Annotated in this window: 19 protein-coding genes; 14 read left to right on the forward strand and 5 right to left on the reverse strand. The window is 64.1% G+C overall.

Annotated features, from left to right (window positions below; genetic code table 11):
* The first annotated feature begins 35 nt into the window (after positions 1-35).
* The 3 genes from QZ634_RS08315 (at position 36) to QZ634_RS08325 (ending at position 4,147) form a co-directional block, all read left to right on the forward strand.
* Positions 36-1,247, forward strand: coding sequence for a nitrate/nitrite transporter (locus QZ634_RS08315; protein ID WP_291987169.1), 1,212 nt, complete (start codon positions 36-38; stop codon positions 1,245-1,247).
* A 281-nt stretch (positions 1,248-1,528) separates the two neighbouring features.
* A complete protein-coding gene (locus QZ634_RS08320; protein ID WP_291987170.1) occupies positions 1,529-2,350 on the forward strand; it encodes a glycosyltransferase in 822 nt (273 codons plus the stop codon).
* Between the two features lie 114 nt (positions 2,351-2,464).
* On the forward strand, positions 2,465-4,147 hold the full coding sequence (locus QZ634_RS08325) for a bifunctional protein-serine/threonine kinase/phosphatase (protein WP_291987172.1): 1,683 nt from the start codon (positions 2,465-2,467) through the stop codon (positions 4,145-4,147).
* 547 nt (positions 4,148-4,694) lie between these two features.
* Here QZ634_RS08325 and QZ634_RS08330 read toward each other — a convergent pair.
* The 3 genes from QZ634_RS08330 to QZ634_RS08340 all read right to left on the reverse strand — a co-directional run bounded on the left by QZ634_RS08330 (position 4,695) and on the right by QZ634_RS08340 (position 9,979).
* The gene (locus tag QZ634_RS08330; protein WP_291987174.1) at positions 4,695-5,474 is read right to left on the reverse strand and encodes a PEP-CTERM sorting domain-containing protein; all 780 of its coding nucleotides are present in this window, start codon (positions 5,472-5,474) and stop codon (positions 4,695-4,697) included.
* 978 nt (positions 5,475-6,452) lie between these two features.
* Positions 6,453-9,239, reverse strand: a complete 2,787-nt coding sequence (gene prsT, locus QZ634_RS08335; protein ID WP_291987176.1) for an XrtA/PEP-CTERM system TPR-repeat protein PrsT — start codon at positions 9,237-9,239, stop codon at positions 6,453-6,455.
* A gap of 152 nt (positions 9,240-9,391) precedes the next feature.
* Positions 9,392-9,979, reverse strand: coding sequence for a PEP-CTERM sorting domain-containing protein (locus QZ634_RS08340; protein WP_291987178.1), 588 nt, complete (start codon positions 9,977-9,979; stop codon positions 9,392-9,394).
* Between the two features lie 28 nt (positions 9,980-10,007).
* Here QZ634_RS08340 and QZ634_RS08345 point away from each other — a divergent pair, with 28 nt between their 5' ends.
* From QZ634_RS08345 to QZ634_RS08390, 10 genes are all read left to right on the forward strand, one after another.
* Positions 10,008-10,961, forward strand: a complete 954-nt coding sequence (locus QZ634_RS08345) for an IS1595 family transposase (RefSeq protein WP_291987180.1) — start codon at positions 10,008-10,010, stop codon at positions 10,959-10,961.
* A gap of 1,084 nt (positions 10,962-12,045) precedes the next feature.
* Positions 12,046-13,383 (forward strand): dicarboxylate/amino acid:cation symporter, encoded by a 1,338-nt coding sequence (locus QZ634_RS08350; RefSeq protein WP_291987183.1) that lies wholly within the window; start codon positions 12,046-12,048, stop codon positions 13,381-13,383.
* Between the two features lie 280 nt (positions 13,384-13,663).
* On the forward strand, positions 13,664-14,470 hold the full coding sequence (locus tag QZ634_RS08355) for a DUF2092 domain-containing protein (RefSeq protein ID WP_291987185.1): 807 nt from the start codon (positions 13,664-13,666) through the stop codon (positions 14,468-14,470).
* 20 nt (positions 14,471-14,490) lie between these two features.
* Entirely contained in the window at positions 14,491-14,991 is a 501-nt protein-coding gene (locus tag QZ634_RS08360; RefSeq protein WP_291987187.1) for a hypothetical protein, read from the forward strand.
* Positions 14,992-15,056: 65 nt separating this feature from the next.
* On the forward strand, positions 15,057-15,719 hold the full coding sequence (locus tag QZ634_RS08365; protein ID WP_291987189.1) for a response regulator: 663 nt from the start codon (positions 15,057-15,059) through the stop codon (positions 15,717-15,719).
* A complete protein-coding gene (locus tag QZ634_RS08370; RefSeq protein ID WP_291987190.1) occupies positions 15,716-17,077 on the forward strand; it encodes an ATP-binding protein in 1,362 nt (453 codons plus the stop codon). Before QZ634_RS08365 ends, QZ634_RS08370 begins: the two co-directional genes overlap by 4 nt.
* Before the next feature lie 82 nt (positions 17,078-17,159).
* Positions 17,160-18,605, forward strand: coding sequence for a DegQ family serine endoprotease (locus QZ634_RS08375; protein WP_291987192.1), 1,446 nt, complete (start codon positions 17,160-17,162; stop codon positions 18,603-18,605).
* Between the two features lie 82 nt (positions 18,606-18,687).
* Entirely contained in the window at positions 18,688-19,197 is a 510-nt protein-coding gene (locus QZ634_RS08380; protein WP_291987194.1) for a hypothetical protein, read from the forward strand.
* Between the two features lie 98 nt (positions 19,198-19,295).
* The gene (locus tag QZ634_RS08385) at positions 19,296-20,405 is read left to right on the forward strand and encodes a chemotaxis response regulator protein-glutamate methylesterase (RefSeq protein ID WP_291987196.1); all 1,110 of its coding nucleotides are present in this window, start codon (positions 19,296-19,298) and stop codon (positions 20,403-20,405) included.
* Positions 20,406-20,560: 155 nt separating this feature from the next.
* Complete coding sequence (locus tag QZ634_RS08390) at positions 20,561-22,126, forward strand: gamma-glutamyltransferase (RefSeq protein WP_291987198.1); 1,566 nt, start codon at positions 20,561-20,563, stop codon at positions 22,124-22,126.
* A 96-nt stretch (positions 22,127-22,222) separates the two neighbouring features.
* On the opposite strand, the gene QZ634_RS08395 is transcribed toward QZ634_RS08390, so the two are convergent.
* Together QZ634_RS08395 and QZ634_RS08400 are read right to left on the reverse strand one after the other, a co-directional pair.
* Positions 22,223-23,866: a DUF1302 family protein gene (locus QZ634_RS08395; RefSeq protein WP_291987200.1), complete on the reverse strand. Its 1,644-nt coding sequence runs from the start codon at positions 23,864-23,866 to the stop codon at positions 22,223-22,225.
* Positions 23,850-24,707, reverse strand: coding sequence for an ABC transporter ATP-binding protein (locus tag QZ634_RS08400; RefSeq protein ID WP_291987201.1), 858 nt, complete (start codon positions 24,705-24,707; stop codon positions 23,850-23,852). The genes QZ634_RS08395 and QZ634_RS08400 overlap by 17 nt, the downstream gene beginning before the upstream one ends.
* A 54-nt stretch (positions 24,708-24,761) precedes the next feature.
* On the opposite strand from QZ634_RS08400, the gene QZ634_RS08405 reads away from it, so the two are divergent.
* On the forward strand, positions 24,762-25,559 hold the full coding sequence (locus QZ634_RS08405) for an outer membrane lipoprotein-sorting protein (RefSeq protein ID WP_291987202.1): 798 nt from the start codon (positions 24,762-24,764) through the stop codon (positions 25,557-25,559).
* The last annotated feature ends 27 nt before the right edge of the window (positions 25,560-25,586 follow it).

The raw sequence follows: 25,586 nt of genomic DNA on the forward strand, positions 1-25,586 counted from the left end.
GCCTGAACTCTCACCCCCACCGACGGAATACGACCATGGACAACTCGTTCTGGAAAGCCGGCCACCGGCCGACACTCATCGCCTCCTTTCTCTACTTCGACCTGGCCTTCATGGTCTGGGTCATGCTCGGCCCGCTCGGCGTTCAGATCGCCGGCGACCTCGGCCTGACGCACGCCCAGAAAGGGATGATGGTGGCCACGCCGGTGCTCGCCGGCGCCCTGCTGCGTATTGTCATGGGCCTGATGGTCGACCACCTGAAGCCGAAACTCACCGGCGCCATCGGCCAGCTGGTGGTGATGGTCTCCCTGTTCGTCGCCTGGTACGTTGGCGTGCAGACCTACGAACAGACGCTGATCCTCGGCATTTTCCTCGGTGTCGCCGGCGCCTCGTTCGCTGTCGCCCTGCCGCTCGCCTCGCGCTGGTATCCGCCCGAACATCAGGGAACGGCGCTGGGCATCGCCGGTGCCGGCAACTCGGGCACGGCACTGGCGGCGTTGATCGCGCCGAGCCTGGCCATCGCCTACGGCTGGACCAACGTTTTCGGCCTGGCGCTGATTCCCCTGCTCCTGGTGTTCATTTTCTACATGGTCGCCGCCAAGGATTCGCCCGAGTGCCCGCCGCCGAAGTCGCTGGCCGAGTACCTGAAAGTGCTCAAGGACAGCGACGCCTGGTGGTTCATGTTCTTCTACTCGGTCACCTTCGGTGGTTTTGTCGGCCTCGCCTCGTCGCTGACCATCTACTTCAACATCCAGTACGGACTCGACGCCAAGACCGCCGGTTTCTTCACCGCCGCCTGTGTCTTCGCCGGTTCGCTGGTACGACCCATCGGTGGCAACGTCGCCGACCGCATCGGCGGCATCAAGAGCCTGTCGGTGATGTACGTCTTCGCCGCGATCTTCCTGGCCATCGTCAGTATCGGCCTGCCTGAAGCGTGGATGGCATTGCTCGCCTTCGTCGGCGCCATGCTGGCACTGGGCATGGGCAACGGCGCAGTCTTCCAGCTGGTGCCGCAGCGCTTCCGCAAGGAGATCGGTGTGATGACCGGGCTGGTCGGCATGGCCGGCGGCGTCGGTGGCTTCTACCTGGCATCGTCGCTCGGCTACGCCAAGCAGCTCACCGGCAGCTATCAGATTGGCTTCCTGATCTTCGCCGCACTGGCCCTGCTCGCGCTGGCCGGGCTGAGCGCCGTCAAGAACCGCTGGCGCACGACCTGGGGTGCGGCGCACCTGACGGCAGCGAAGATCTGAGGGCGGCAACGATGACCGCACGGCCTGGCTCGGTCTGCAGGCGGTAAGGGAAGGACTCGCGGCGGCAATCGCTGACCGCATCGGGGCGACCTGCGAACGCCCTGTTCCTTTCAGCAACCCGGCGCGGCAAGGTATATTGCGACCTTGCCGCGCCGTTCCCGCTCCCGCCGCCCTGCTTTCAAGCCGGCCAGCGTCGACGGCCGGCAGGCCCGTCCGCGCGTCGAACGTCCGGCGCTGGCGACTTGAACAACGCCTTCATCAAGCCGTAGAAACCCATTGCCATGAGTACACGCACCCACAGCCAGGAAGAAATCAGCGGGCAGGTCGATCGCCCACCGCGATTCAGTATCGCGCTGGTCAATTACAAGTCCTTGGAAATGACGTCGATCTGCCTGGATTTGCTGCAGAAAGCGGTCGACGTTTCCGAGATCCCGGTGTGGGTCGTCGATAACGATTCCAACGACGCCAGCCTGGATTACCTGAGGTCGATCGACTGGATCAAGCTGATTGAAAGAAAACCACCCGGCGAGGAAGTCGGCTTTCTGGCGCACGGCCGCGCGCTGGACATGATCCTCGAAAAGGTGAGCACCGAGTATCTCCTGCTATTGCATACCGACACTTTCATCTATGACCCGACCATTATCAACATCATGCTGGAGAAATTCTCTGCCGACGACAGGGTCGCCGCCGTTGGCTGCATGGAACCGGTGTTGCGCAAGCTGCCACACACCGTCTGGCGGACTGCGACGCGAGGAACGAAGTATTACTTCAGGCGGCTGAAGATAGCGCTTGGCTTGAAAACCAGGCCACCGACCCTGTATTACGAGGTTTACTTCAAGAGTTTCTGCGCCCTGTGGAACGTGAACATCATCAAGAGCCACGGCATGAGCTTCTCGATGGGAGAGAAAATTCCCGGTTACGAGATGCAGGACGCGCTGCCCAGGCTGGGTTACAGATTCGTCAAGATCGCGCCTCGCGAGATGTTCAGATACCTGGACCACATCGACAAGGGAACGGCGTCGGCCAAGGACGGGATCAGGCTGAAACGCGGAAAAATCCGCAAATATCAAAACGTCGTCAGGAAAAACCTGGCGAATCGCTGATTTCATCCAGCGCGAGCCTCGTGCTCGGTGCACGATAAAGGGCGCCGGGCGAGGCTCGTAAGCGCCAGACACAGGCGGCACAGCAGACCATGAAATCAGAAGGCTAGCCGAGAAATGCCGCTCAGAGTCGATATCGGTCACTCGTCGCTCACCGGACCGCGCGAGCGCAACGAGGATTTCTGCGGCATGGTCACGCCCGCCGGGGCCGAACTCGACAACAAGGGCCTGATCGCCGCCGTCGCCGACGGGGTCGGCGGCCACCAGGGCGGTCGCGAAGCCGCCGAGTACACGGTGCGCGGCCTGCTTTCCGACTACTACGCGACGCCCGACACCTGGAGCGTGCCGCACGCGCTGGAGAAAGTCATCGACGCGCTCAACCGCTGGGTGATGGCCGAGGGGAGCCGCCAAGCGGAGCTCACCGGCATGGCGACGACACTGACCGTTCTCGTCCTGCGCGGCCGCCGTTACGTCAGCGCCCACGTCGGTGATTCGCGTCTCTATCTGCTGCGTGACGGCGTGTGCACACGTCTGAGCAGCGACCACGTCTGGGAACATCCGGAACTCAAGAACGTGCTCTCGCGCGCGGTCGGCCTCGACCGCCACTTCCAGCTCGACTTTGCCGACGGCGAACTGAAGGTCGGCGATTGCTTCCTGCTCTGCAGCGACGGCGTCTGGGCGGCGATCGGTGACGGCCGCGTCCGCTCCGCATTGCTCGCCCATCCCGACGCGCAGCAGGCAGCGGCGTCGCTGACCAGCCTGGCACTGGCGGCCGGCGGCCAGGACAACGCCAGCGCCGTCGTTGCGCTCATCGAAGAACTGCCGGCAGAGAACCTGCGCGACTCGCTGGAAGGAACGGCGCGCCTGCCGCTGCCGCCGCAGTTCAAGCCGGGCCAGGAAATCGACGGGCTGCAGATCGACGAAGTGCTGCACGACTCGCGCGCCACCCTGCTCTACCGCGTCACCGATCTTTGCTCACGCCAGCCACTGGTGCTCAAGACGCTGCGCCCGGAGCGGGCCGACGACGGCGAAGAAATCCGCGCGCTGATCATGGAGGAGTGGCGCGGCCGGCGCATCACCTCGCCCTTCTTCGCCCAGCTGCTGCCCGCCGAAGGACGCAGCTGCCTCTACTATCTGCAGACCTGGCACGAGGGAGCGACGCTGCAGAAAATGCTCGACGCCGGCCTGCACTTCACCGTTGCCGACGCCGTCCAGCACGGCGTCCGCCTGATGAAGGGGCTGTCGGCACTGCACCGCCTCGACGTCGCGCACCGGGACATCAAGCCCGACAACATCCACATCGGTCGCGACGGCCGCCTGCGCATCCTCGACCTCGGCGTCGCGCTCAGCCTCTCCGAGGACGACCCCAACACCGGCAGCCCGGGCACCCCCAGCTACATGGCGCCCGAACTGCTTGCCGGCGAGCGCGCCGGCCCCGCGCACGACCTCTACGCGGCCGGGGTCACGCTCTACCACCTGCTCACCCGCAAATACCCCTACGGCGAGGTCGAGCCTTTCCAGCATCCGAAATTCGGCGACCCGGCAGCACCGACGCGCTACCGCCCGGACATCCCCGGCTGGCTGGAAAACGTCCTCCTCAAGGCGGTCGCCCGGGATCCCGCGCAGCGCTTCGAAACCGCCGAGGAATTCCTGCTGGCGCTCGAACGCGGCGCCCACCGCCCGGTCGGCCGACCACCTGTCACGCCGCTGGCGCTGCGCAACCCCCTGCTCACCTGGCGGGTCATCGCTGGCGTTTCGCTGCTGCTCAATCTGGTGTTGTGGATGCTGCTGACGCGCTGACCTGTCCGCTCGGACAGATCGTAGGCCCTAGCAAAGTCACATCTCTTTATCCATCGCCGCCAACGTCCATTGCCGTTCGCCCTCCTCCCCTTTCAGCACAACCATTGCCCCAGCCAAGTGGCGGAGCTCTATGGCGTTTGGTGTGGAACGGGCGCCGGCGTCGTGCTCGCTGGTGTAGTGTTGCGCGCAGCATGAAACGCATACATCCCAGCCACCACAGGGGTTGCGTGCGGCTGTCGGGCTTGCTGAAAGTCTCGTCGGGCAGGCGGCAACACGCCAGCACGCTGGTCATTGCGAGGAGGCGAAGCCGACGCGGCAATCCAGTTCCATCGTCTTACTGCCTTCCACCGTATCGACCACGCGAAGGGCAAAACCTCTGGATTGCCGCGTCGGCTTCGCCTCCTCGCAATGACGGTGTGTGGGGCATGAGCGCCAGGGGTGGCGACGAGAGCCGCCCCGGCATGGACGATGCGAATTTCAGCCACCACAGGGTTTTCGCCCTGCTTTCAGCAGTCGCCAAAAGTCTCATTAAGAATGCAGAACACCACTAGCGCACGCCCTTGCGCGAAATCGAACGACGGCGCACGAATGCAGCCATAAGACCGAGTCCAAGCAGCAGATTGGCCCAGGTTTGCGGCTCGGGAATGGCGCAAACTTGCGGATCGGAAACGACCCGAACCAGCGTAAAAGTATCACCGCCGTCACTTAATTGCAGCGTGTTACAGCCTACGGCAGCGGAGGCGATATTACTGTGCGACAGGCCCCATTCCCCCGACGTATCGACGAGCGTCATGGACGAAAAAGCATTCGTGAGCGCATTCCATGTGAAGCTGCCCTTTTCCATGCCATCCTGTCCGCTGGGATCGAGGATCGAACTTCCGTCTTCGGCCATCATGTAGCTTCCGTCAGACAGGAAAGTGATAACCACAGTGCTGGCAGCTTGTCCGCCAGGGGTGGCATACCAGGAGCCGACAATGGCGCTGGTTGGGCTGGTTACGCGATTCAGCGTGACACCGACATCGATCGTCATAGTGTCACCGGAAATGCCGATCGAGGTCAGGCCCGAGTGAGACAACCCCCATTGCCCCGACGTATCCACGAGTGTCGTGAACGAGAAAGCACTGGTGAGCGGATTCCAGGTGTAAGTGCCTCTTTCCATGCCGTCCTGCCCAGAGGGGTCGAGGACCGAACTGCCGTCTTCGGCCATCCAGTAGCTTCCGTCCGCAAGGAACGTGATTACCGTGAGTGTGGTCACCCGATTTGATGTTCTGATGATCACGTTCTTTGATGGTTGTTGGTGGCGTTCTTGCCACTCTCCCTTCAACATCGCGCCAAGGCTACCCTCCACTCCGGCAGCATCAAGGCCAGGCCCTTCGGGTGCGGGCTTCGCCCGCAGCCTTGACCCTGCCTGCGTTCCGGGTGTTTTGTCGCCATGCCGAATGGCTCGTTGTGTGCCGCACGCGCACCATGCAACAAGCACAACTCGTGCCTGGCGACATGTGGTATCTCACTGATTTCACGCACAGTTTTTTGGTCAAGTTTGATGATGGCAAATAACCCCTCCACATCAACGTACGTGATCAAAAACAGGCCGTTTGCCATCGAGAATGCTGACTCTGCTCAACCGCAGTGCTGTCGGCCTGTCCGAGGTGCGTGCCATACCAGCCTCCCACAATGGGTGATGCGTGCGTTGGCACTGAACCCAGCAAACTGATGGCAACGACACTGAACGCGACCAGATCATGAAGTGGTTTCATCGTTGGACCCCCACAACAAGCCGTAATCGGAGAAATTTCTCCTGGAAACAGCAAAGTGCCCCGGGAACCCAGTCCCAGGCAAGCTGCGGCAACGGTATCTCCCCCGCGAGTTCGATTACTCCCCTCACCGAAGGGGCCTGCTGCTTCGGTGGCGAAACGGGGTTGCCGCAAGAATCGCCCAGCGGGCGTGACCCAAGCGGAGATTAAAACTTGCAAGCACGAACCATGCCGAAAAATACCTTGTCATGTAATCAGTGCGTTGTGCGCACGCCGAATTCGGAGTGTGAAAATTCCGACAAGATTTCTTGTCGAGGGGTTGCAGAACGCTGATTCCCAAGCCGCTGAGCTGATGCTTCATGATTCCGTGGCGTTTGTATACGCGACGCATGACGCCATTCAAGATAGGTCACCGGAAGGAAAACCGCTAGCCCTCTGGCCCGGCGATTTCAGCGTGCCACCAGGCAACTCCACAGCCTTGCGCACGCCGTCGTGGTCGTACTTGCGGCCGGTCTCGCCAAAACGTCCAGCGCCAGCACGGTTGGCAGCGCTTACAAACCCTGCAGCAGCCGGGCGACCTCGTCCTGGGCCGGAAATGTGCTGCCGAGACTGGCCAGGGTGTCCAGTTCCTTCCTGGCCACATCCTTTTGCCCGGCCTTTACCAAAGCCCGGGCCAGGTCCAGCCGTATCGCCGCGTCGTCGGGCGCGAGCGCGCTTGCTTTTTGCAGCAATTCCAGCCCGCGCGCGAGATCGCCCTTGTCGACCAGGAGCGTTCCCAGCGTGTCGAGGACCGCAGCGTTGCCGGGTGCCAGGCTGGCCGCCTTCCTGGCGTACGCCAGCGCTTCCGGATCCTTGAGCTGGCCCGCCACCCACGCCAGATTGTTCAGCGTCGGCACATCGTCCGGCTGGAGTACCTGCAACTGCTTGTACAGCCGTGCAGCGAGCGCGTAGTCTTTCTTGTCCAGTGCGATCTGCGCCCGATAGCTGCGGAACTCCACATCCAGCGACTGTTCCTTCAGCCAGGTGGCAGAAAAGCTGTCCGCCTCCTGGCCTTTTCCGCTGCGGACGAGGGCCGCATGCAACTGAATCGCCAGATCCGGCGTGCCGACCTGTTTCAGCCCGGCACGGTAGGCAGCAAGGGCCGCGTCCACAGCGCCAGTCGAGGCCAGAACGCCGCCCTCGAGCAGATAACCGGCCGATTCCTTCGGCCACCGCTTCTGCAAGTCGCGTGCGGCCGCGAGCGCTTCGGCGCTGCGACCGCGTCGCAAGTCGAGGACAATCATCGCCCGCTGGGCGTCGAGGCGATCCGGTTCGATCGCCAAGGCCTTGCGAACGCTCTCCTGCGCGGCAACGTTATCGTTGGCAGCGATCTGCAACTCGGCAAGGCGCAACAAGGGAAGCGGCGAACGCGGCCGGAGCTGGGCCAGCTTGAGGTACATCGCCTTGGCCTGATTGGAATCGCCAGCGGCCTGATACGCCTGACCTGCAGCTTCCAGGATTTCGGGCCTTTCCGGCAAAGCCGCCAGCGCAGCCTGGGTGGCGGTGATCGCCTTCTTCGGCTCGTTGCTGCGCAGGTAGTGCGCGATCAGCGCCAGCCGTGGGGCTGCATCGACGGGATTGGCGGAGACCGCTTCGTCAATCAGCGCCGCCACCTCGCCCGCGCCCTCTCCCCCGCGCGCGCGAAGTTCGGCCATCGCCAGCATCGCCTGCACGTTCTTTGGGTCCTTGGCGAGGACGCTCTCGAAGCGCTTCTTCGCGGCGTCCGGCTTCTTGTCGGCGAGATCAAGTCGGGCAAGGCTGGCGGCCGCGCCGAAATCGCCCGCGTCAAGCGCCGCGGCACGTTCGAAGCTTCGCCGGGCACCCGCCATATCCCCCCTGGCGGCGAGCACGGTACCGCGCAGCTTGTGCGGCACTGGCGTATCGGCCTGCTTCTTCTCGAGTGCGACAACCGCCGCCAGCGCCGCGTCGTAGTTTCGCCGCTGGAGACTTGTTGCGATCAGCGCCAGGTCGGCCCGAATGCCGGTATCGGACGCCGCCGATTGTTCGAGCTCGCGCAGCCCCCGCTCGCCCTCGCCGCTGGCCATTCGCGACAGGGCCAGATCGGTACGCCTTTCGGCGCTGGTCGGGTCGAGCGCCGCCGCCTTCTCGAAATACCCGACCGCCGCGGTGGTGTCGCCATTTTGCGCATAGACTTCACCGGCGAGAGCGAGCACATCGGCATTCGAAGCGGCATTTTCCAGCATCGGTTTCAAGGCATCCATGGCCTTGGACGGCTGCCGGCTCAGGAGATAACTTCTGACCAGGGTCAGACGGGCCAGCGCCTGATTCGGCGAGTCCTTCAGCACTTTCAGAAGCTGTTTCTCCGCTTGCACATACGATCCCAACTGGGTGTCGATGTAGCCGCCCAGCAGCAGCCCGGCGGTATCGTTCGGCACCATGCCGAGTTGCTGCTGACTGGCGTTGCGCGCTGCGGCGAAATCCTTCCTGCTGACGGCCAGGAGCGCCTCGAAGTAGAAGGTCTGCGGATGCTTCGGCGCGCGCGCCTGCAACAGGGCGAGCTGCCCGCCGGCGTCCTCGCTCTTGCCCTGGTCGAGCAGCAGCGCCAACACCGCCCAGTGGGCAGGTAGGTAATCCGGGCTGATTTCCAGAGCCTTTCGATACGCGGCAAGCGCCAGATCGGGCCGCTTCTGCGCCTCGAGGATCCTGCCCTTGAGCTGCCAGCCCGCGTACAGCGCAGGCGACTTCGCCAGCGCCGTGTCGATCATCGCGAGCGCAGCCAGCAGATCGCCGGCATCGGCGTTCAGACCAGCCGTGCCGAGCAAGGCCGGCGGATACTCCGGCACTGCCGCCAACGCCGCAGCGAAGTCGCCGCGGGCGGCAGCGAAGTTGCCGCTCGCCAGATGGGCATGGCCAAGCGTCGTCTTCAGATCAGCCCGCGCCTCGGGCGAGGCGAGGTCGGTCCTGGCGAAGTCGGCGGCAATCCTCTCGTGGTCGCCTCGCGCCAGGAGCGCGCGCGCCAGCGAGGGAGCGACCATGTCGGCGGGGTAGCCCAGTTCGGCGGCCCTGCGCAACTCCTTTTCGGCAGCCTCGACCTCGCCGCTGTCGAGCAAGGCCTTGCCGAGGAGGAAGCGCGCCTCGGCAAGGTCGGGATTCTCCTGGAGCGCGTTCTTGAGCTGGATCACTGCCGTGTTGCGATCGTTCCTGGCGAGACTCTCCTTGGCCGAGGCGAGCATCGCCTCGGGCTTCTCTGCGCAGCCGGAGAGCAGCAGCACAGCAACGAAGATCATCGCCGCGACGGCGCGAAGGGGGAATGTGATGGTCCTGTCTATCGTTGGCATGGCGTTGTTTGCCTGCGAAGGGGAAGTGACCCGCCTGGCCAGGCGGATGTTCGGTGGAAACGGTCCGATTTCGTTCCACGTGGCCGAACTCGGACGCCAAAAACGCAAAAACCCCGCCAGCACGGCGGGGTTTTCTCAGATGGCTGGATTGATCAGCCCTGCTTGCGCCGGCGCGATGCGGCGAGTCCGGCAAGACCGAGTCCAAAGAGGCCCAGCATGGCGGGCTCGGGGACGACGGCCCCGTTGATCGTGGCGACATGGTTGGTCGACGAGCAGGGATTCGCAGAACAACCGAAGGCAGTGCTCGAGGTTAGATCAACCGCCGAGCCGGCCGCCGCGCGCACGACGACCGAAAAGATGCCATCAAGCAACCCCCCTTGGGTGGAATTGAGGACGAAAAAACCGCCGAGGGGGCCAATGACCGTAGAAGTGGTGGAGAAGGAGGTCGCATTCAACCCGGTGTATCGGTCGATGAACACCGTTTCACCGGCATCCAGCCCGGTCATGTTCAAGGAGAACCCGATCGCCGCGTACGGTGGCGGAGTCGACTGACCCGTAAAGTTGAAGTTGATCAGCAGCCCGTGGCCGGCGGTGGTGGAGACGGGAATCGCCGTCGCGTTGGCAGCCGACGCGACGACGATACCGGCGGCAACGAGCGCCGCCTTTAATACGTCCTGATTAGCAATGAACCTCAGCCGTACGTGTTCCCAGAGCCCAGAGGTGGCATATACTGTACGCACGTACAGTTACCGCCCCGAGGAGCTCACCATGCCGATGAATCGAATTCAGTTCCAGCCAGGCTTGTCGATGCCTGAATTTTTTGGACGATATGGGTCCGAGCCCCAGTGCGAAGCGGCGCTTGAGTCTGCTCGCTGGCCCGAGGGCTTCCGCTGCCCTTGCTGTGGTACGTCGGCGTATTGCGTTCTTCGCGGTGCGAACCGCAAGATGTTCCAGTGCAAGGCCTGCCGCCATCAAACCTCGCTGATTGCTGGCACGATCTTTCAGGGCACCAAGCTTGGGCTGACGGTCTGGTTCCTTGCCATCTACCTGATCAGTCAGGCCAAGACCGGGTTGTCGGCACTCGCGCTTAAACGCCAGCTGGGGGTGAGTTATCGAACGGCGTGGCTCATTGACCACAAGCTGATGCACGCCATGGCCGCGCGCGAAGAACGCTACGTTCTCGAAGGTCAGGTCCAGGTCGATGATGCCTACCTCGGCGGCGAGCGTAGCGGCGGCAAGGCCGGTCGCGGCTCCGAGAACAAGGTTCCGTTCGTGGCCGCCGTCTCGCTCAGCGATGAGGGCCATCCCTTGCGCGTTAAGCTCTCGCCGGTGCCCGGTTTCACCCTCAAGGCGATTGCGGCGTGGGCCAGAACGAACCTGGCCGTGGGCAGCACCGTCTGTTCCGACGGGCTGTCCTGTTTCAGCGCGGTCACCGAGGCCGGCTGTGTGCATCAGCGCACCGTCGTCGCGGGGCGAAAGCCGAAAGACTTGCCCGAGTTCCAGTGGGTCAACACCGTCCTCGGTAACCTCAAGACCAGTTTGAGTGGCAGCTACCATGCATTCGACTTCCGAAAGTATGCCGCTCGGTACTTGGCCGCATTCACCTACCGCTTCAACCGCCGATTCGATCTCAGAACGCTGCATCAGCGCTTGCTTGTCGCCGCAGCTCGCTGTGGTCCGCAACCGGAGGGCACGATTCGGATGGCTGAGGTTCATTGCTAATCAGGTAATACGTTGATGCTTCTCTTCATGTTGGTGACCTCCAGTGGGTATTCATGCTTCTTGATGGACTTGCCGACGCGACGCGCGCCTAGAGGTCTGCTCTTGGTCGCCATGCATGGCAGATCGACAAAAGCATACACCATGCCAGTTTTTCAAACCGCTGTTTTATTGCGGGAAGCCAGAGTAGTTGAGCCTCTATCAGTCATGAAGTGTAAAATTTTCCGACATGGCCTGGCCTTGTCCTGCACGCTGTGTGGAGCCCAAGAATCCTGGCGGCGAGATCGTTTCAGGGGGCTGCCCGGCTTGCTGAAAGTCGCGTCGGAAATGCGGCGCCCCAGCAGCCCGCAGGTCATTGCGAGGAGGCGCAGCCGACGTGGCAATCCAGAGGTTCTGTTTTTCGCCTGGCTAACGCGGCGCACCAGTAGTCAGAGAATGGAACTGGATTGCCGCGTCGGCTGCGCCTCCTCGCAATGACGGGGGTTGGGGAATGCCTGCCCGGATCTGGCAACGAGAGAAGCGGTATGGCGCGGGTGAAATCCAGTCACCACAAGGGCTTCACGCGGCTGCCAGGGTCGCTGAAAGCCTCATCAAGAATGCGGCACTAAACTCGCCGCTCGCACGGAATCGCGCAGGAAATCGGCAATGGGTTGGCGCCAATATCACCAGAATGCCTGGCACCAATAATGGCTGCAGGCTTCCTGGTCACCCCACAGCGCGGCAACAATCGGCCGCGCAGCAGGGCCGAAGAAATACCGCTTGAACTCTGCATGCCTTTGTTTTAATTATTGTTGTTTTCCGTCGCTTCGCTCGCTACAAATCTTCTCTCAGGGATGTGGATAATCGCTTGGCGCGATCGGGAGCGCAATGCCGACAGAAAATGCCCTTGCATGCCGATCTTCGATTAGTGGTAGTTTGCACTGCGGAAAGACCCCACCTTGACCAGAAATCAGGCGATCGGCCTCGCGGCACAAGGAGAAAAACAAGGGCGAACCGCACAGCTGCGAGGGTAAGCGTAGGCGCAGCTGACGCGATGGAGGCTCATCGCGACTCCAAGAGGCAGCATTACCCATATAAGGAGGAGGTCATGAATCTGACAGTCAAGGTATTACTGGGGATGGCACTAGGCATAGTGGTTGGCCTGGTGATCAACCTGGGCGGCATGAATGCCGCAGGCTCGCTAATCAACGAGTATCTGGTCAACGGCCTGTTCCACGTCGTCGGCAAGATGTTCGTCAACGCATTGAAGATGATGGTCGTTCCCCTGGTGCTCTTTTCGCTGATCTGCGGTGTCTGCGGCATCGGCGACATCAAACTGCTGGGGCGTATCGGTTCGAAGGCTTTCGTGCTGTACATGGTCACCACCGCGATTGCCATCGCCACCGGCATCGTGCTTGCCGCCGGCCTGGGTATCGGCAAAGGCATGAACGCCGAAACCACGGCGAAGTTCACCGGCAAGGAGTCGCCGCCCTTGTCCGAGGTCCTGATCAACGTCATCCCGTCCAACCCGGTCAATGCCATGGCGCAGGGCGAGATGCTGTCGATCATCTTCTTCGCCATTCTCTGCGGCGTCGGCCTGCTACTGGTCGGCAAGAAGGCCAAGACGGTCGTCGAGTTCGTCGAACTGCTCAACGAAGTGATGATGAAGATGGTCAGCATCATCATGGCGCTGGCGCCTTACGCCGTGTTCTGCCTGATCGCCAAGGCGATTGCCAGCCTGGGGCTGGATCTGCTGGCGCAACTGCTCGGCTATGTGCTGGTGCTCATCGGTGTCCTGCTCTTCCACCTCTTCGTCACCCTGCAGGTGGTGCTCAAGGCCTTCTCCGGACTCGGTTCGAAAATCTTCCTGGCGAAGATGCGCAATGCCCAGGTGTTCGCCTTCAGCACCTCGAGTTCCAACGCCACCATCCCGGTAACGCTGCGCACGGTCACTGAACGCCTGGGCGTCAAGAACTCCGTCGCCTCGTTTACGGTCCCGTTCGGCGCCACCATCAACATGGACGGAACGGCGATCATGCAGGGCGTGGCCACGGTATTCATTGCCAACGTCTACAACGTCGATCTCGGCATGGGCGGCTATCTGACGGTCATTCTGATGTCGGTGCTGGCGTCGATCGGCACGGCGGGCGTGCCCGGTGTCGGTCTGATCATGCTCTCCATGGTGTTCACCCAGGTCGGCCTGCCGATCGAAGGCATCGGACTGATTCTCGGTGTCGACCGCTTGCTGGACATGATCCGGACAGCGGTCAACGTCTCGGGCGACGCGGTGGTCTCGGTGATCGTTGCCAAGAGCGAAGGGCAGCTGAACCTGGACGTCTATAACGACCCCGACGCCGGCGCTTTCAATACCGCCGACGTGCATCTCGACGAGGAGGTCGAGCGCGAAATGGCGCAGGTGGTCAGCAGCACGCACGACCACAAGTAGCAAGTAGCAAGACTCCCGACGACCACGCGCCCGCTCAGGCGGCGCGTGGTCGTTTTCTTGTCGGTGAAGCTTTCACGCAGGCCCATGCCTGACGCCGCTGTCGCCGGCAGCTTCAAGAAACAACTCACGCGGCCGTTATCGTGGCCGGGCGAGAAGGCCTCGAGCTTGTCGCCGTCACGCGACTCACCAATCGTGACCAGGCATTCGTTACACTGCGCAGCGTGGGTCTGCGCAAACAGCCCATCGGGACGATACTTGGCAAGGAATAACGGGAGAGAAAATGATGGGACGAAACATGATGGCGCATCTTGTCGGCGGCACTTTTCTGGCCGCCACGGTGCTTCTCGGGGGCCTCGGCGCGGCCCTGGCCGACGATAAGGCTGAGCAGCCGGCCACGCCCGCCAAGGAGATCACGGATCAGCGAGCCCTCAAGCTGCTGAAGGATATGAGTGACACTCTGGCCGGGGCGCGGACACTCGCCTTCAAGGCCCGCAGCCTGCTGCCCCTGGAGTCGCCGAGCGGGCAGTACGTCAGCCTCTTCGCTGCTTCACGCGTACTGCTGCAGCGGCCCGACCGCCTGTTCGTCGAGTCGCGCGGCGACCTCGTGCCAAACGACCTTTACTACAACGGCAAGACGGTGACGGCGATCGGCCCGGCCAAGAAATTCTACGCGCAGCACGAAGCCGGCGGCAGCACCCTCGACTCCGTCCTCGTCCAGGAACAGCCGGGCGCGGACACCTTGGCGCCCTTCGTTGACCTACTGGTTTCCGACCCCTACGCCCGCCTCACCAAGGACCTCTCGAGCGCCCTTCTGGTAGGACAATCGACAATCGACGGGGTCAACACCGATCACCTGGCGTTTACCGCCCCCGGCGTTGACTGGGAACTCTGGATCGGCACGCGGGACAAGCTGCCGCGCCTGGCAATCGCGTCGTACCGCAGTGGTGAGCGGCAGCCCACGTTCTCGGTCGAGTTCTCGGACTGGAAGCTCAATGCGCCAGTGCCGCCACAGAGCTTCGAGGTCGCCATTCCCAAAGACGCGGTCAAGCTCGAGTTCAAGCCGATCGGCCTTGTGCCGTCCAAATGAGTGACATGAGGAGCAATGCGATGAAACTGATGAAAAAACTCATTCTCGGCGTCGCGGTGACCGCGAGCGTCCTGGCTCCCCTTGCCGACGCCAACGCCTGGGTCGCGGCTGGACGCGGCTGGGGCGGACGAGGCTTCGTTGCTGCCGGCCACCCCTACCATGGCGGCTACTACCACGGCGGCGGCTACTACCATCGCGGTTGCTACGGATGCGGCGCGGCCGCGGGTGCCGTTGCCGGCCTGGCGGTTGGAGCGATGGCGGGGGCAGCGATCGCCAGCGCGGCGCAACCGGTGGTGGTCCAACAACCCGTCTACGTGGCCCCACAGCCGGTTTATGTGGCCCCACAGCCGACCTACGTGACCGCGAACAATCTGCCGATCGGCAGCCAGTACGCGGCACTGCCGCCCAACGCCCGACACATGACGGTGAACGGTGCCCAGTACTACCAGAGTGGGCCAAACTGGTACAAGCCCTACTTCGGGTCGAGCGGCGTCTATTACGAAGTGGTGCTGGCGCCGTAACCGCCATGCCCTATCCCGCGTAGTTGCGGGCCGTTCGACGATCCTTTTCCTCTCAGCAGAAGACGATGCGTGTGCTATTGGTCGAAGACGACCCGATGATCGGCAAGAGCGTCCAGCAGGGCCTGCGCCAGGAGGGCACCAGCGTGGACTGGGTGCGCGACGGGCAGGCGGCCGAACTGGCGCTGACGACGACTCCCTACGAGCTGCTGCTGCTCGACCTCGGTCTGCCCGGCAGGTCTGGTCTGGAGGTTCTCGCCAGGCTGCGGCGTTCGGACAACGACATTCCGGTACTGATCATCACCGCCCGCGACGCCGTCACCGAGCGCATCAAGGGCCTCGACAGCGGTGCCGACGACTACCTGATCAAGCCCTTCGACCTCGACGAGCTGGCGGCGCGCATGCGTGCGCTGCTGCGCCGCCGTTCCGGTCGCGCCAGCCCGGTCATCGAACACGGCGATCTGCGCATGAATCCGGCAACTCACGAGCTGACCCAGGACGGCAAGCCGGTGGCGCTTTCGGCACGGGAATTCGCCCTCTTGCAGGCGCTGCTCGAACAACCGGGAGCGCCGCTGTCGCGGGCGAAACTCGAAGAGCGGCTGTACGGCTGGGGAGAAGAGATCGAAAGCAACGCTGTCGAAGTCTATATCCACTCGCTGCGGCGCAAGCTCGGCAGCGAGCGGATCAAGAACATCCGCGGTGTCGGCTACCTGCTGCCGGCCGGCCGATGACGTCGATCCGCCGCCAGTTGCTGCTGGCGCTCCTGTCGGTGATTACGCTGACTACGCTGCTCGGCGCGCTGGCCACCTACCGCACGGCACGCGACGAGGCGAACGCGATGTTCGACTACCAGCTGCGCCAGCTGGCCCTGTCGTTCCGCGACCAGGTGTTCCAGGGCGGGCGCCCGCACGATTTCACGATCGACGGCGACGCGCAGGACTTCTCGATCCAGGTCTGGCGCCCGGACGGCACCCGCCTCTACCTGTCGCACCCGCGCAACGAACTGCCGGACAGGACGCCGCTGGGCTTCGCGACCATCGATACCGGCCATGGCAGGTGGCGTGTCTTCGGCATGCAGCAGCACGGCCAGACGATTCAGGTCGCCCAGCCGATGCATTCGCGCGACGAACTGGCGCTGGCCGCAGCCCTGCGAACCGTCGCCCCATTCCTGCTCATGCTGCCGGTTCTCGGGGTGCTGATCTGGGTCGTCGTCGGCCGCGGACTGCGCCCGCTCGACGCCGTGGCACGCGCGGTCAGCACGCGCACCGCGATCGCCCTCGACCCCCTCCCGGAAAATCGGGTGCCGAGCGAAGTAGTGCCGCTGGTACGCGCGCTGAACGAGCTGCTCGACCGGCTCCAGCACGCGCTGCAGGCGCAGCGTGAGTTCACTGCCGACGCCGCGCACGAACTGCGCACGCCACTGGCGGCACTGAGTCTGCAGGTACAGCTTGCCGAGCGCGCACCCGATGCTGCCGCCCGCGCCGAGGCCTTCGGCGAATTGAAGGGCGGTTTGCAGCGCGCGACGCATTCGGTGCAGCAACTGCTGACCCTGGCCCGCCAGGAACCGGGCAGCGGAGAGCGTGCGACAAGCGCGGTACACCTTGGCGATGTCGTGGCGACGGTGATCGCCGCGCAGCTGGCGCTGGCCGAAGCGAAGGGAATCGACCTCGGCGCCGCGCCCGGCACCGACAATGATGTCATTCGCGGCGACCGGGAAGCGCTGCGCATCCTGATCACCAACCTGATCGGCAACGCCATTCGCTATACCCCGGCCGGCGGTCGCGTCGATGTTGCCGTCGGTGACGATGACGGCGTGTTCATCGAAGTCAGTGACTCCGGCCCTGGCATTCCCGCCGCCGACCGGCAACGCGTCTTCGACCGCTTCTATCGCCGCGCACAAAGCGAAGAAGCGGGCAGCGGCCTGGGGCTGGCCATCGTCAAAACCATCGCTGAACGGCACCAGGCGACGGTGTCCCTCGGCGAAGCCCGGCTCGGCGGCTTGTGCGCACGCGTTCAATTCGACCGCTCCGCCTCCGCCAGCACTTTTTCCACCCCTTCTTCCACCACGCCGACCCGCACTTCGTTTTAAGTCAGTCTTAAGTCATGGCCGTCTATCGTACGTTCCACCGGAAGCGAGGCGCTTCCTCGATGAAACGAAAGAGGAGATCACCATGCAAGCAACGACCTTCAAACGCAGTCTGCTGGCTGCGGCACTGATCGCCGCCGTCGGCGGCGGCTACGCCAAGCTGGGCGGCGACGTCATCCGCCCGGCCGACGCCGTTGCCGCTCTTGCGGCGCCAAGCGCAGCGCCGCTGGCCAATCCTGCCGTCGGGCTGCCCGATTTCCGGGCGATCGTCGAGCACAGTGGCCCGGCAGTGGTCAATATCAGCGCCGTCGGAGCGTCGAAAACGGCGTACTCGGGCGGCGACCGGGATGAACGCGTTCCCGAGCTTTTCCGCCACTTCGGCATTCCGATGCCCGACGGCGGAGCACCCTCGCGCGGCATGGGCTCGGGCTTCATCGTCAGCGCCGACGGACTGATTCTGACCAACGCCCACGTCGTCAGCGACGCCGACGAGGTCACCGTCAAGCTGACCGACAAGCGTGAATTCAAGGCCAAGGTCGTCGGCCTCGACAAGCTGACCGACATCGCCGTGCTGCGTATCGCCGCCAAGAACCTGCCGGTCGTTCGCCTCGGCAGTCCGGGCAGCGCCCAGGTCGGCGAGTGGGTCGTCGCCATCGGCTCACCGTTCGGCTTCGAGAACAGCGTCACCGCCGGCATCGTCTCGGCCAAGGGCCGCTCGCTGGCCAGCGACAGCTACGTCCCGTTCATCCAGACCGACGTGGCGGTCAATCCGGGCAACTCGGGCGGACCCCTGATCAACCTCAACGGCGAAGTCATCGGTATCAATTCGCAGATCTACAGTCGCAACGGCGGTTATCAGGGCGTGTCGTTCGCCATCCCCATCGACGTGGCGATGAACATTCAGGAGCAGTTGCTGAAGAACGGCAAGGTCAGTCACGGGCGCCTCGGCGTCACCATCCAGGAAGTCTCGCAGTCGCTGGCCGAGTCCTTCGGCTTGAAGAACACCGCCGGCGCGCTGATCAGTTCGGTCGAGAAAGGCAGCCCGGCGGCGGCCGCCGGTCTCGAAGCGGGCGATATCATTCTCAAACTGGACGCCACGGAAATCGGCAGCTCGGCCGAGCTGCCACCCCTGGTGGCGGCGATCAAACCGGGAACGCAGATCGCGCTGCAGGTCTGGCGCAAGGGTGGCACGCGCGATATTGCGCTGTCGGTCGGCGAAATCCCCACGCAGGCGCAAGCGGCGGCAAGCGGCGGCGAAGCCGACAATCCTCGCCTTGGTCTGGCGCTGCGTCCGTTGAGCCCGCAGGAGCAGCAGGCAAGCGGCACGGCCGGCGGTCTGCTCGTCGAGAACGTCAGCGGCCCAGCCGCCAAGGCCGGCATCCGGCGGGGCGACATCGTCCTGTCGCTCAACGGCCAGGAGGTGCGCGACATCGCCCAGCTGCGCGCGCTGCTCGACAAGTCCGGGAGGAAGGTCGCCCTGCTCATCGAGCGCGACGACGCGAAGATCTTCGTTCCGGTCGACATCGGTTGAGCCCGTCTCGGCACCGTCAGGCTGCAGGTGGAGTGATCGCGCCGCCTGCAGCGCCGGCTATTTCTCGCAAGGAAGCCCGCCAATGATCGACGCCCTGTTCGACCTTCTCGGCACTTTCTATCAAAACGGCGACTTCGCGCAGGCCGAATGGATCGCACGCAGCATTCTGCAAGCGATCCCGGACGATATCGTGTCGCTGCAGTTTCTTGGTCTCGTCTATTATCGGACCGACCGTCGCAGCCAGGCGCTGCAGGCGTTCAGCGCCGCCGACCTGGACGCGCCAGCTGCTCCGCCGGCCGCCGGCGAGCCGGATCTGCTGGCCTCGGCGCAGTGCCTGCGCGCAGCGAGCGGCCACGGCTCGGCACTGGCGGGCGCCTGGTACGACCTCGGCCTGCTGCTCTTCCGCCTGGGACGCGACCGGCAGGCGCTCGGCGCGCTACAGGCCGCGCTTTGCGCACGCCCGGACTATCAGGCGGCGAAGGCGGCGGTGGCGCGAATCGCCGGATTTTCTGCCCACCGACGAGTGCGGGCCAAGCGGCGAGAACTGGCGCCACCCGTGGACAACAGGTTCGCCGGCAGCCAGCAGGAATAGCGGCAGCCGCAGGGTAAACGCCGCGTGCAGCAAGCACAGCCGTGCTTGCCGACGCCGACGAAGAGTGGAATTATGTAGCGGTGAAGGTCCCTCGCCCCATGGGCACATCCCCCACCAAGGTAATCATCGTCGCCGAATCCGTGCTGGTGCGCCAGTTCGTTACCCAGGCGCTCGCCGGCGAAGCGGGGATCCAGGTCATCGGCAGCGCCGCCGATCCGCTGCTTGCCCTGGAAAAAATGCGCCGGCAATGGCCGGAAGTGCTGGTGCTGGACGTCGAGACGCCACGCCTGGACAGCCTCTCGTTCATGCGCAAGGTGCTCGCCGAGCGAGCGACGGCCATCGTCATCTGCTCATCGCTGGCCAAGCGGCAGGGGCCAGCGACGCTGGCAGCGCTGGCAGCCGGCGCCGTCGGCAGCTTCTGCACGCCGGCGATCGGCGTGCAGCCAGCCGCCGGACATTACGCCGAGGCCATCGTGCGCGCGGTGCGCGCCGCTGCGCAAAGCTGCCTGCCACTGCAAAAGCGCCCGACACCAGCACCGACCAACGATCTGCTGCGCCCGAAGAACTCGGCCGACGTGATGCTTGCCGCCGGTGCGTCGACCGCCAGCGCCGGGAGTACCGAGCGCATCGTGGCCATCGGCGCGTCGACCGGCGGCACGCAGGCGCTGGAGCTCGTTCTGGGCCGACTGCCGACAAGCTGCCCGGGAATAGTCATCGTCCAGCATATGCCGGAGCGCTTCACCGCGATGCTCGCCCAGCGCCTCAACGAGATGTGCCAGATCGAAGTGCGCGAGGCAGGCCACGGCGACCGTGTCGTCGCCGGCCGGGCGCTGATTGCGCCCGGCAACAAGCACATGATGCTCAGACGCAGCAGCACGCATTATCTGGTCGACGTCGTAGACGGACCGCTGGTCAACCGCCACAAGCCATCGGTCGACGTGCTTTTCCGCTCGGTGGCCAGGTTCGCCGGCGCCAATGCGCTGGGCATCATCATGACCGGCATGGGAGACGATGGCGCTCGCAGCCTCAAGGAAATGCGCGACGCGGGCGCCCGGACGATCGCCCAGGACGAAGCGAGTTGCGTCGTCTTCGGAATGCCCAAGGAAGCCGTCAGGCACGGTGGGGCCGAGCAGGTCATGGCTCTCGAACAGATCCCCGGCGCCCTGCTCGCCTTCGGCCGCAACAGCACGCTGCTCGGCGTTTCCTGAACGGCGCCTGGCGGCAGCCGCTTCGCCACGCGGGCTGCCGCGGGCGAAAGGCCGGGGTATGGCAGCCGGCGTGTTGCGCAGCGAGTGGCGAGGGTGAGGTGTCGTCGGCTGCACATCGTGTTCACTCGCACGCGGCCATCGCGTATCCTCCGCCCATGGGCATTCTTGGAGTCATCGCGGCGTCGGAGCCGCATACCGCCGAAGCCGGCGCCTGCCTTCTGCGCCGGGGCGGCAACGCCGTCGATGCCATCGTCGCCGCCAAGCTCGCGGCGACCGTCACCGAACTGCCGCTGACCTCGCTGGGCGGCGGCGGCGCGTGCATCTGGGGCGACGCCGACGATGGCTACAAGGTCCTCGACTTCTTCGCAGCAACGCCGGGGCGCGGCCTCGCCAGCCCGCCGCGCCTCGACTTCGCGCCGGTGACGGTCGATTTCGGACGCACCACGCAGGTTTTCCATGTCGGCAGGGCGGCAGCAGCCGTCCCCGGGGAACTGGTCGGACTGCTCGAACTGCACCGTCGCGCCGGCCGCGTACCGCTGCGTGAAGTCGTCGCGCCGGCGGTCGCCTGGGCACGCGACGGCTTCACGGTCAGCCCGCAGATAGCGATGATCATTTCACTCGTCGCGCCGATCGCCCGCCGCTCGCCGACCGTGGCAAACCTGTTCTTCCCGCGCGGAGTCCTGCCGCAAGCAGGCGATCGCCTGAGCAACCCGGATCTCGGCGACTTCCTCCACGCGCTTGGCGAGGGCGACACGGACACCCACGTCGCCCGCTACTGGGCGTCGCTGGTCGCCAACTTCGGCCCGGCGCAAGGCGGACTGATCACCGCCGAGGACGTGGCGGCGTACGCGCCGGTGATCCGTGCACCGCTGCGCGTCGGCTTTGGCCCGTACACGGTGCTCACCAACCCGCCGCCGGCGGCCGGAGGCGGCCTGATCGGCGCCGGCCTGCGTATCGCCGAGCGACTCGGCCTCGGCGAGGAGGAGTTCCTGTCGCGCGAGCAGCAGCTGAAAATGGCGGCGCTGCTGGCGACGGTATCGGAAATCCGCCAGGCGGGTTATGACCACCGCCTCTACGCCGACCCGGGATCGATTCTCGACCTCGCCGCCGGCGACGGCATTCCCGCCTGGGGCGCGCGAACGCAAACGCTGATTGCCGAGAACCAGCTCGGCGCGACGACCCACATCTCGGTCATCGACGCCGACCGCATGGCCGCGGCAATGACCACCAGCAATGGCGAGGGTTGCGGTGAAGCCCTGCCCGGACTGGGTATCCACGTCAACAACTTCCTCGGCGAAGACGACATCAATCCCAGCGGTTTCCATCAACGGGCAGCGGGAACCTGGATGAGCACGATGATGTCACCGACGATCGTCGTCGCCGGCGAACGGCCATGCTTCGCGCTCGGCAGCGGCGGCTCAAACCGGATTCGCAGCGCCATCCTGCAATCGCTGCTCAACCTGCTGGCCTATCGCCGCCCGCTCAAGGAGGCGGTGAACGCGCCGCGCCTGCACGTCGAAGGGGCCAGACTGTGGTTTGAAAGCCACGGCCTCGGCGCCGGGGCCGCCGACGCCCTGCAGGCGGCGTGGCCGGCAGCGACCCGCTTCGACGAGGCGAGCCTGTTCTTCGGTGGCGTCAACTGCGTCGCCAGCGGTCATGGGCACCTCTACGGCGCGGGTGACCGCCGGCGTGGCGGCGTCGTGGTGGTCACCGAACAGTAGCGTGCGGACACGCCGGTCGCTGCCGGCGACGCCCCGCGTCTCGGGCTCCATGGTTTCGCTGCCCGCTGTATTGATCCCCGGCCGGAACCCGACGCATCAGAAGCTGTAGCGCAGCTCCGAATAGACCCGGTCGCTGTCGTCATAGCGGCCGAAGAATCCCAGCGGCGGGCCGTTGAAGATATCGACGCCGACCGCCAGATCCCAGTTCTTCTCGAAGTTCCAGCTGACCCGCGGGCGCAGCATCCAGTCGCTGCGGTTGAGGCTGGAAATCCATAGCGCCTGCGCCTCGAACCTGTCGCCGAACTTGCGGTTCACCAGCAGGCTGTAGCCATTCTCGTTGGCCGACTCGATGATGTCCGGGCTGTGGTCGAAGAAATGACTCTGGAAGACCTGGACGTTGACCCGGGTGTCGGTAATCTGGGAAAAGTCCAGGCCGAGCACCCAGGTGAGCGTGTTCTGCGCGACCAGTCCATCGGGGGTCGTGAGATTGGTTGACTGATACTTCTGGCCGCTGGTGTAGACCGCTTCGCCCTTGAGAACCGTCGAACCAAGGTCTTTGGCAAAGGTCGTCCCGTACTGGTCGATGCGCTCGTGCCGCGCCTGATACTCCACCGTCGGCTGCGCTCCGGCGATGATCTGCCGGTAGAAAGTCGGCGCAACGCTCATGCTGCTGTAGGCAAATGCCGCCACATCCCAACCGTTCTGGAGAACGGAAAGGCGCAGGCCATAGTTGGTGTTCTCGAGATTTTGCGTCGGGATCTTCTCGTTGCGAAAAGTGGCCTGGCCATAGGGGATCAGCGTGTAGTCGTAGAACTGTGCCCCCGGCTTGCCGATGTTGTCGTAGCTGGCCACCGGGATCCAGATCGCTTCAGCGTGAAAGTCGCCCTTGAAGTACTCGGCCCGTGCAGCCCACTGCGGAATGCGCAGGATGTCGAACTCGGGGAGCACAAAATGCCGCATATCCTTGGCCGAAACGACATCGCCGAAGAGCAGTCCGACCATTTCTCCCCAGATGATGTGCTGCCGACCGAGACGGAAATCCCAGTCGCCGGCGCCGATATCGATGTAGTTCTCGCGCAACATCGCATTCAGGGTTTGATTGTCGTTCACCGCCTGCGGGTAGAAATCACTCATCGGATAAACGGCGTCGAAGTCCACGCGAACGCCCAGATGCCACTTGACGCCACTGCTGAAATCGCCCTGCGCACTGACATCGGCACGTGTCATCGCCTCCGACCAGTGCGCTGGCCCGGGCGTGGTGTAGGCCATGACGTTCTGGATGAATCCGCGGTAGCGAACCGGGCGCGACGCCGACTGGGCAACAGCCTGCGCCGCCTTTCCTTTCGGCAAGGCATCGTCGTCGCCGAACAGGGCATCGCGGCCGAGCGGCAGTTCGTCGGCGGGCGCAGCGACGGTTGGCGTATCGGTCCCAAACAGGGCGTCGCGACTGAGCGGCGGTTCGCTTGCCGGGGCGACGGCCGGAGCTGCGGCTGGAGCGGTGGCCGGCTTTGTGGCGGGCTTCGCAGCCGGCTCGTCGGTGCCGAACAGCGAATCCCGGCTCAGCGGCAGATCGTCCGACTTGGCGGCGAGCTGAAGTGGCACCCGCTCTGGCAGGGCGGCGAGGGGGGCATCGCCAGCAGCGCGCCTGGCGTGATCCGTCGGCTGGGCGAGAATCGACAGCGGCAAGCTCGCCAGAAGCAGGGCGAGAACGGTCAAAGGCTGCTTATTTCTGATCTGCATTGCGGTTTTCCCCGTTGCTATCCGGCGCCTCGATCGGCGCGCTGTCCTGCTTCTCGTCGTCATTGACTGCCGGCGCCTCGTTGGCCACCGCACTCGCCTGTTCGTCGGCAATGGCTTCCGTCGGACGGTGACGCGCCAGTGACCACTTGCCACTCGAACGCTTCCCGAGCAGGGCGATCTCGCCATCCTCGACGCGGACCAGACGGTCAGCCTTGGCGATCACCCGCCTGTCGTGGGTAGAGAAGATGAAAGTCGTCTTGAACTTGCGATTGATCCTCTTCATCAGCAGAAGGATTTCCTCGCCGGTCTTGTGATCGAGGTTGGCGGTCGGTTCGTCGGCGAGGACGATGGCCGGCTTGATCACCAGGGCCCGGGCGATGGCCACGCGCTGCCGCTGACCGCCGCTCAGCTGGTTCGGACGGTGACTGGCAAACTTTGCCAGGCCAACGATATCGAGAAAGTACGCCACCCGCTCGCGCCGTTCGGCAACCGACATATCCCGGCGGTGGAGCAGCGGATACTCGACGTTTTCAGCCGCCGACAGCACGGGCAGCAAATTGAACGTCTGAAAAATGAAACCGATGGTCCGCGCGCGAAGATCGGCGAGCTGGTTCGGCGTCCGGCCGCTTACGTCCTTCTCGTTGATGTAGATCTTGCCGCTGCTTGGCGTGTCGATGCAGCCGATCAGGTTCAGCAAGGTCGTCTTGCCGCTGCCGGACGGACCGGCAATCGCCAGAAAGACACCCGGGTCGAAGGCCAGCGTAATGTCCTTGAGCGCTTGGACTTTCTGCTCGCCGAGCTGATAATCCTTGTAGACGTGGTCGATACGGACAACTTTCATGCGGTGGCACTTCCTGCCAACCGACTGAACGGCCAGCACAATGAGGTGAAAACGATGGAAAGCATGACGATCCGCCATTCTGGTGTCAAGACTGCCTTGGCGCTTCTCCTGCTGACTTTCTCCGCCTGGAGCGCGGCAGCGCCGGCGGCAACGCCCGCGCAGGAAGATCCCGGCAACGAGGCCACGGCCCGCATGATCGTCCAGAAGGCCGACGAGGTTCGCTTCCCTGCCGACAGCTTTCAGGTCGACGTGGCGATTACCACGACCACCAACGGCGACAATCCCGACGTGCATAAGTATCGGGTGCTGTCCAAGGGCAACACCAACAGCGTGGTGATGGTCACCGAACCGGCGTCCGAGCGGGGTCAGATCATCCTGATGAAAGGCCGCGACCTGTGGATCTTCATGCCTGAAGTCTCGCAGCCAATTCGCCTCGCGCTCTCGCAACGGCTGACCGGACAGGTGGCCAACGGCGACCTGGCACGGGCCAATTTCGCCGCCGACTACAACCCGAAGCTTCTGCGCAGCGAGAAGATCGGCGACGACAGCTATTTCGTGCTTGAGCTGATCGGGGTCGACCGCGGCGTCACTTACCAGCGGGTGCTCTACTGGGTCCGGGAAAAGGACTCCTGGCCGTACCGCGCGGAGTTCTATTCGCTCTCCAACCGCCTGCTGAAAACCTGCAAGTACGAGAACTACCAGACCATGGAAGGCAGGAAGCGCCCGACTCGACTGGTCATGGAAGATGCGCTGCGCGGCGGCGAGCAGTCGGTCCTGGAATACGGCAGCATGAAGCTGCGCGATCTTCCGGACAAGATCTTCACCAAGGATTACCTCAAGAAACTCGACTGACGTGGCGCCCGCCAAGGGTGCGAGCCC

The sequence above is a fragment of the Candidatus Accumulibacter sp. ACC007 genome (assembly GCF_907163205.1).
Lineage (GTDB): Bacteria > Pseudomonadota > Gammaproteobacteria > Burkholderiales > Rhodocyclaceae > Accumulibacter > Accumulibacter regalis.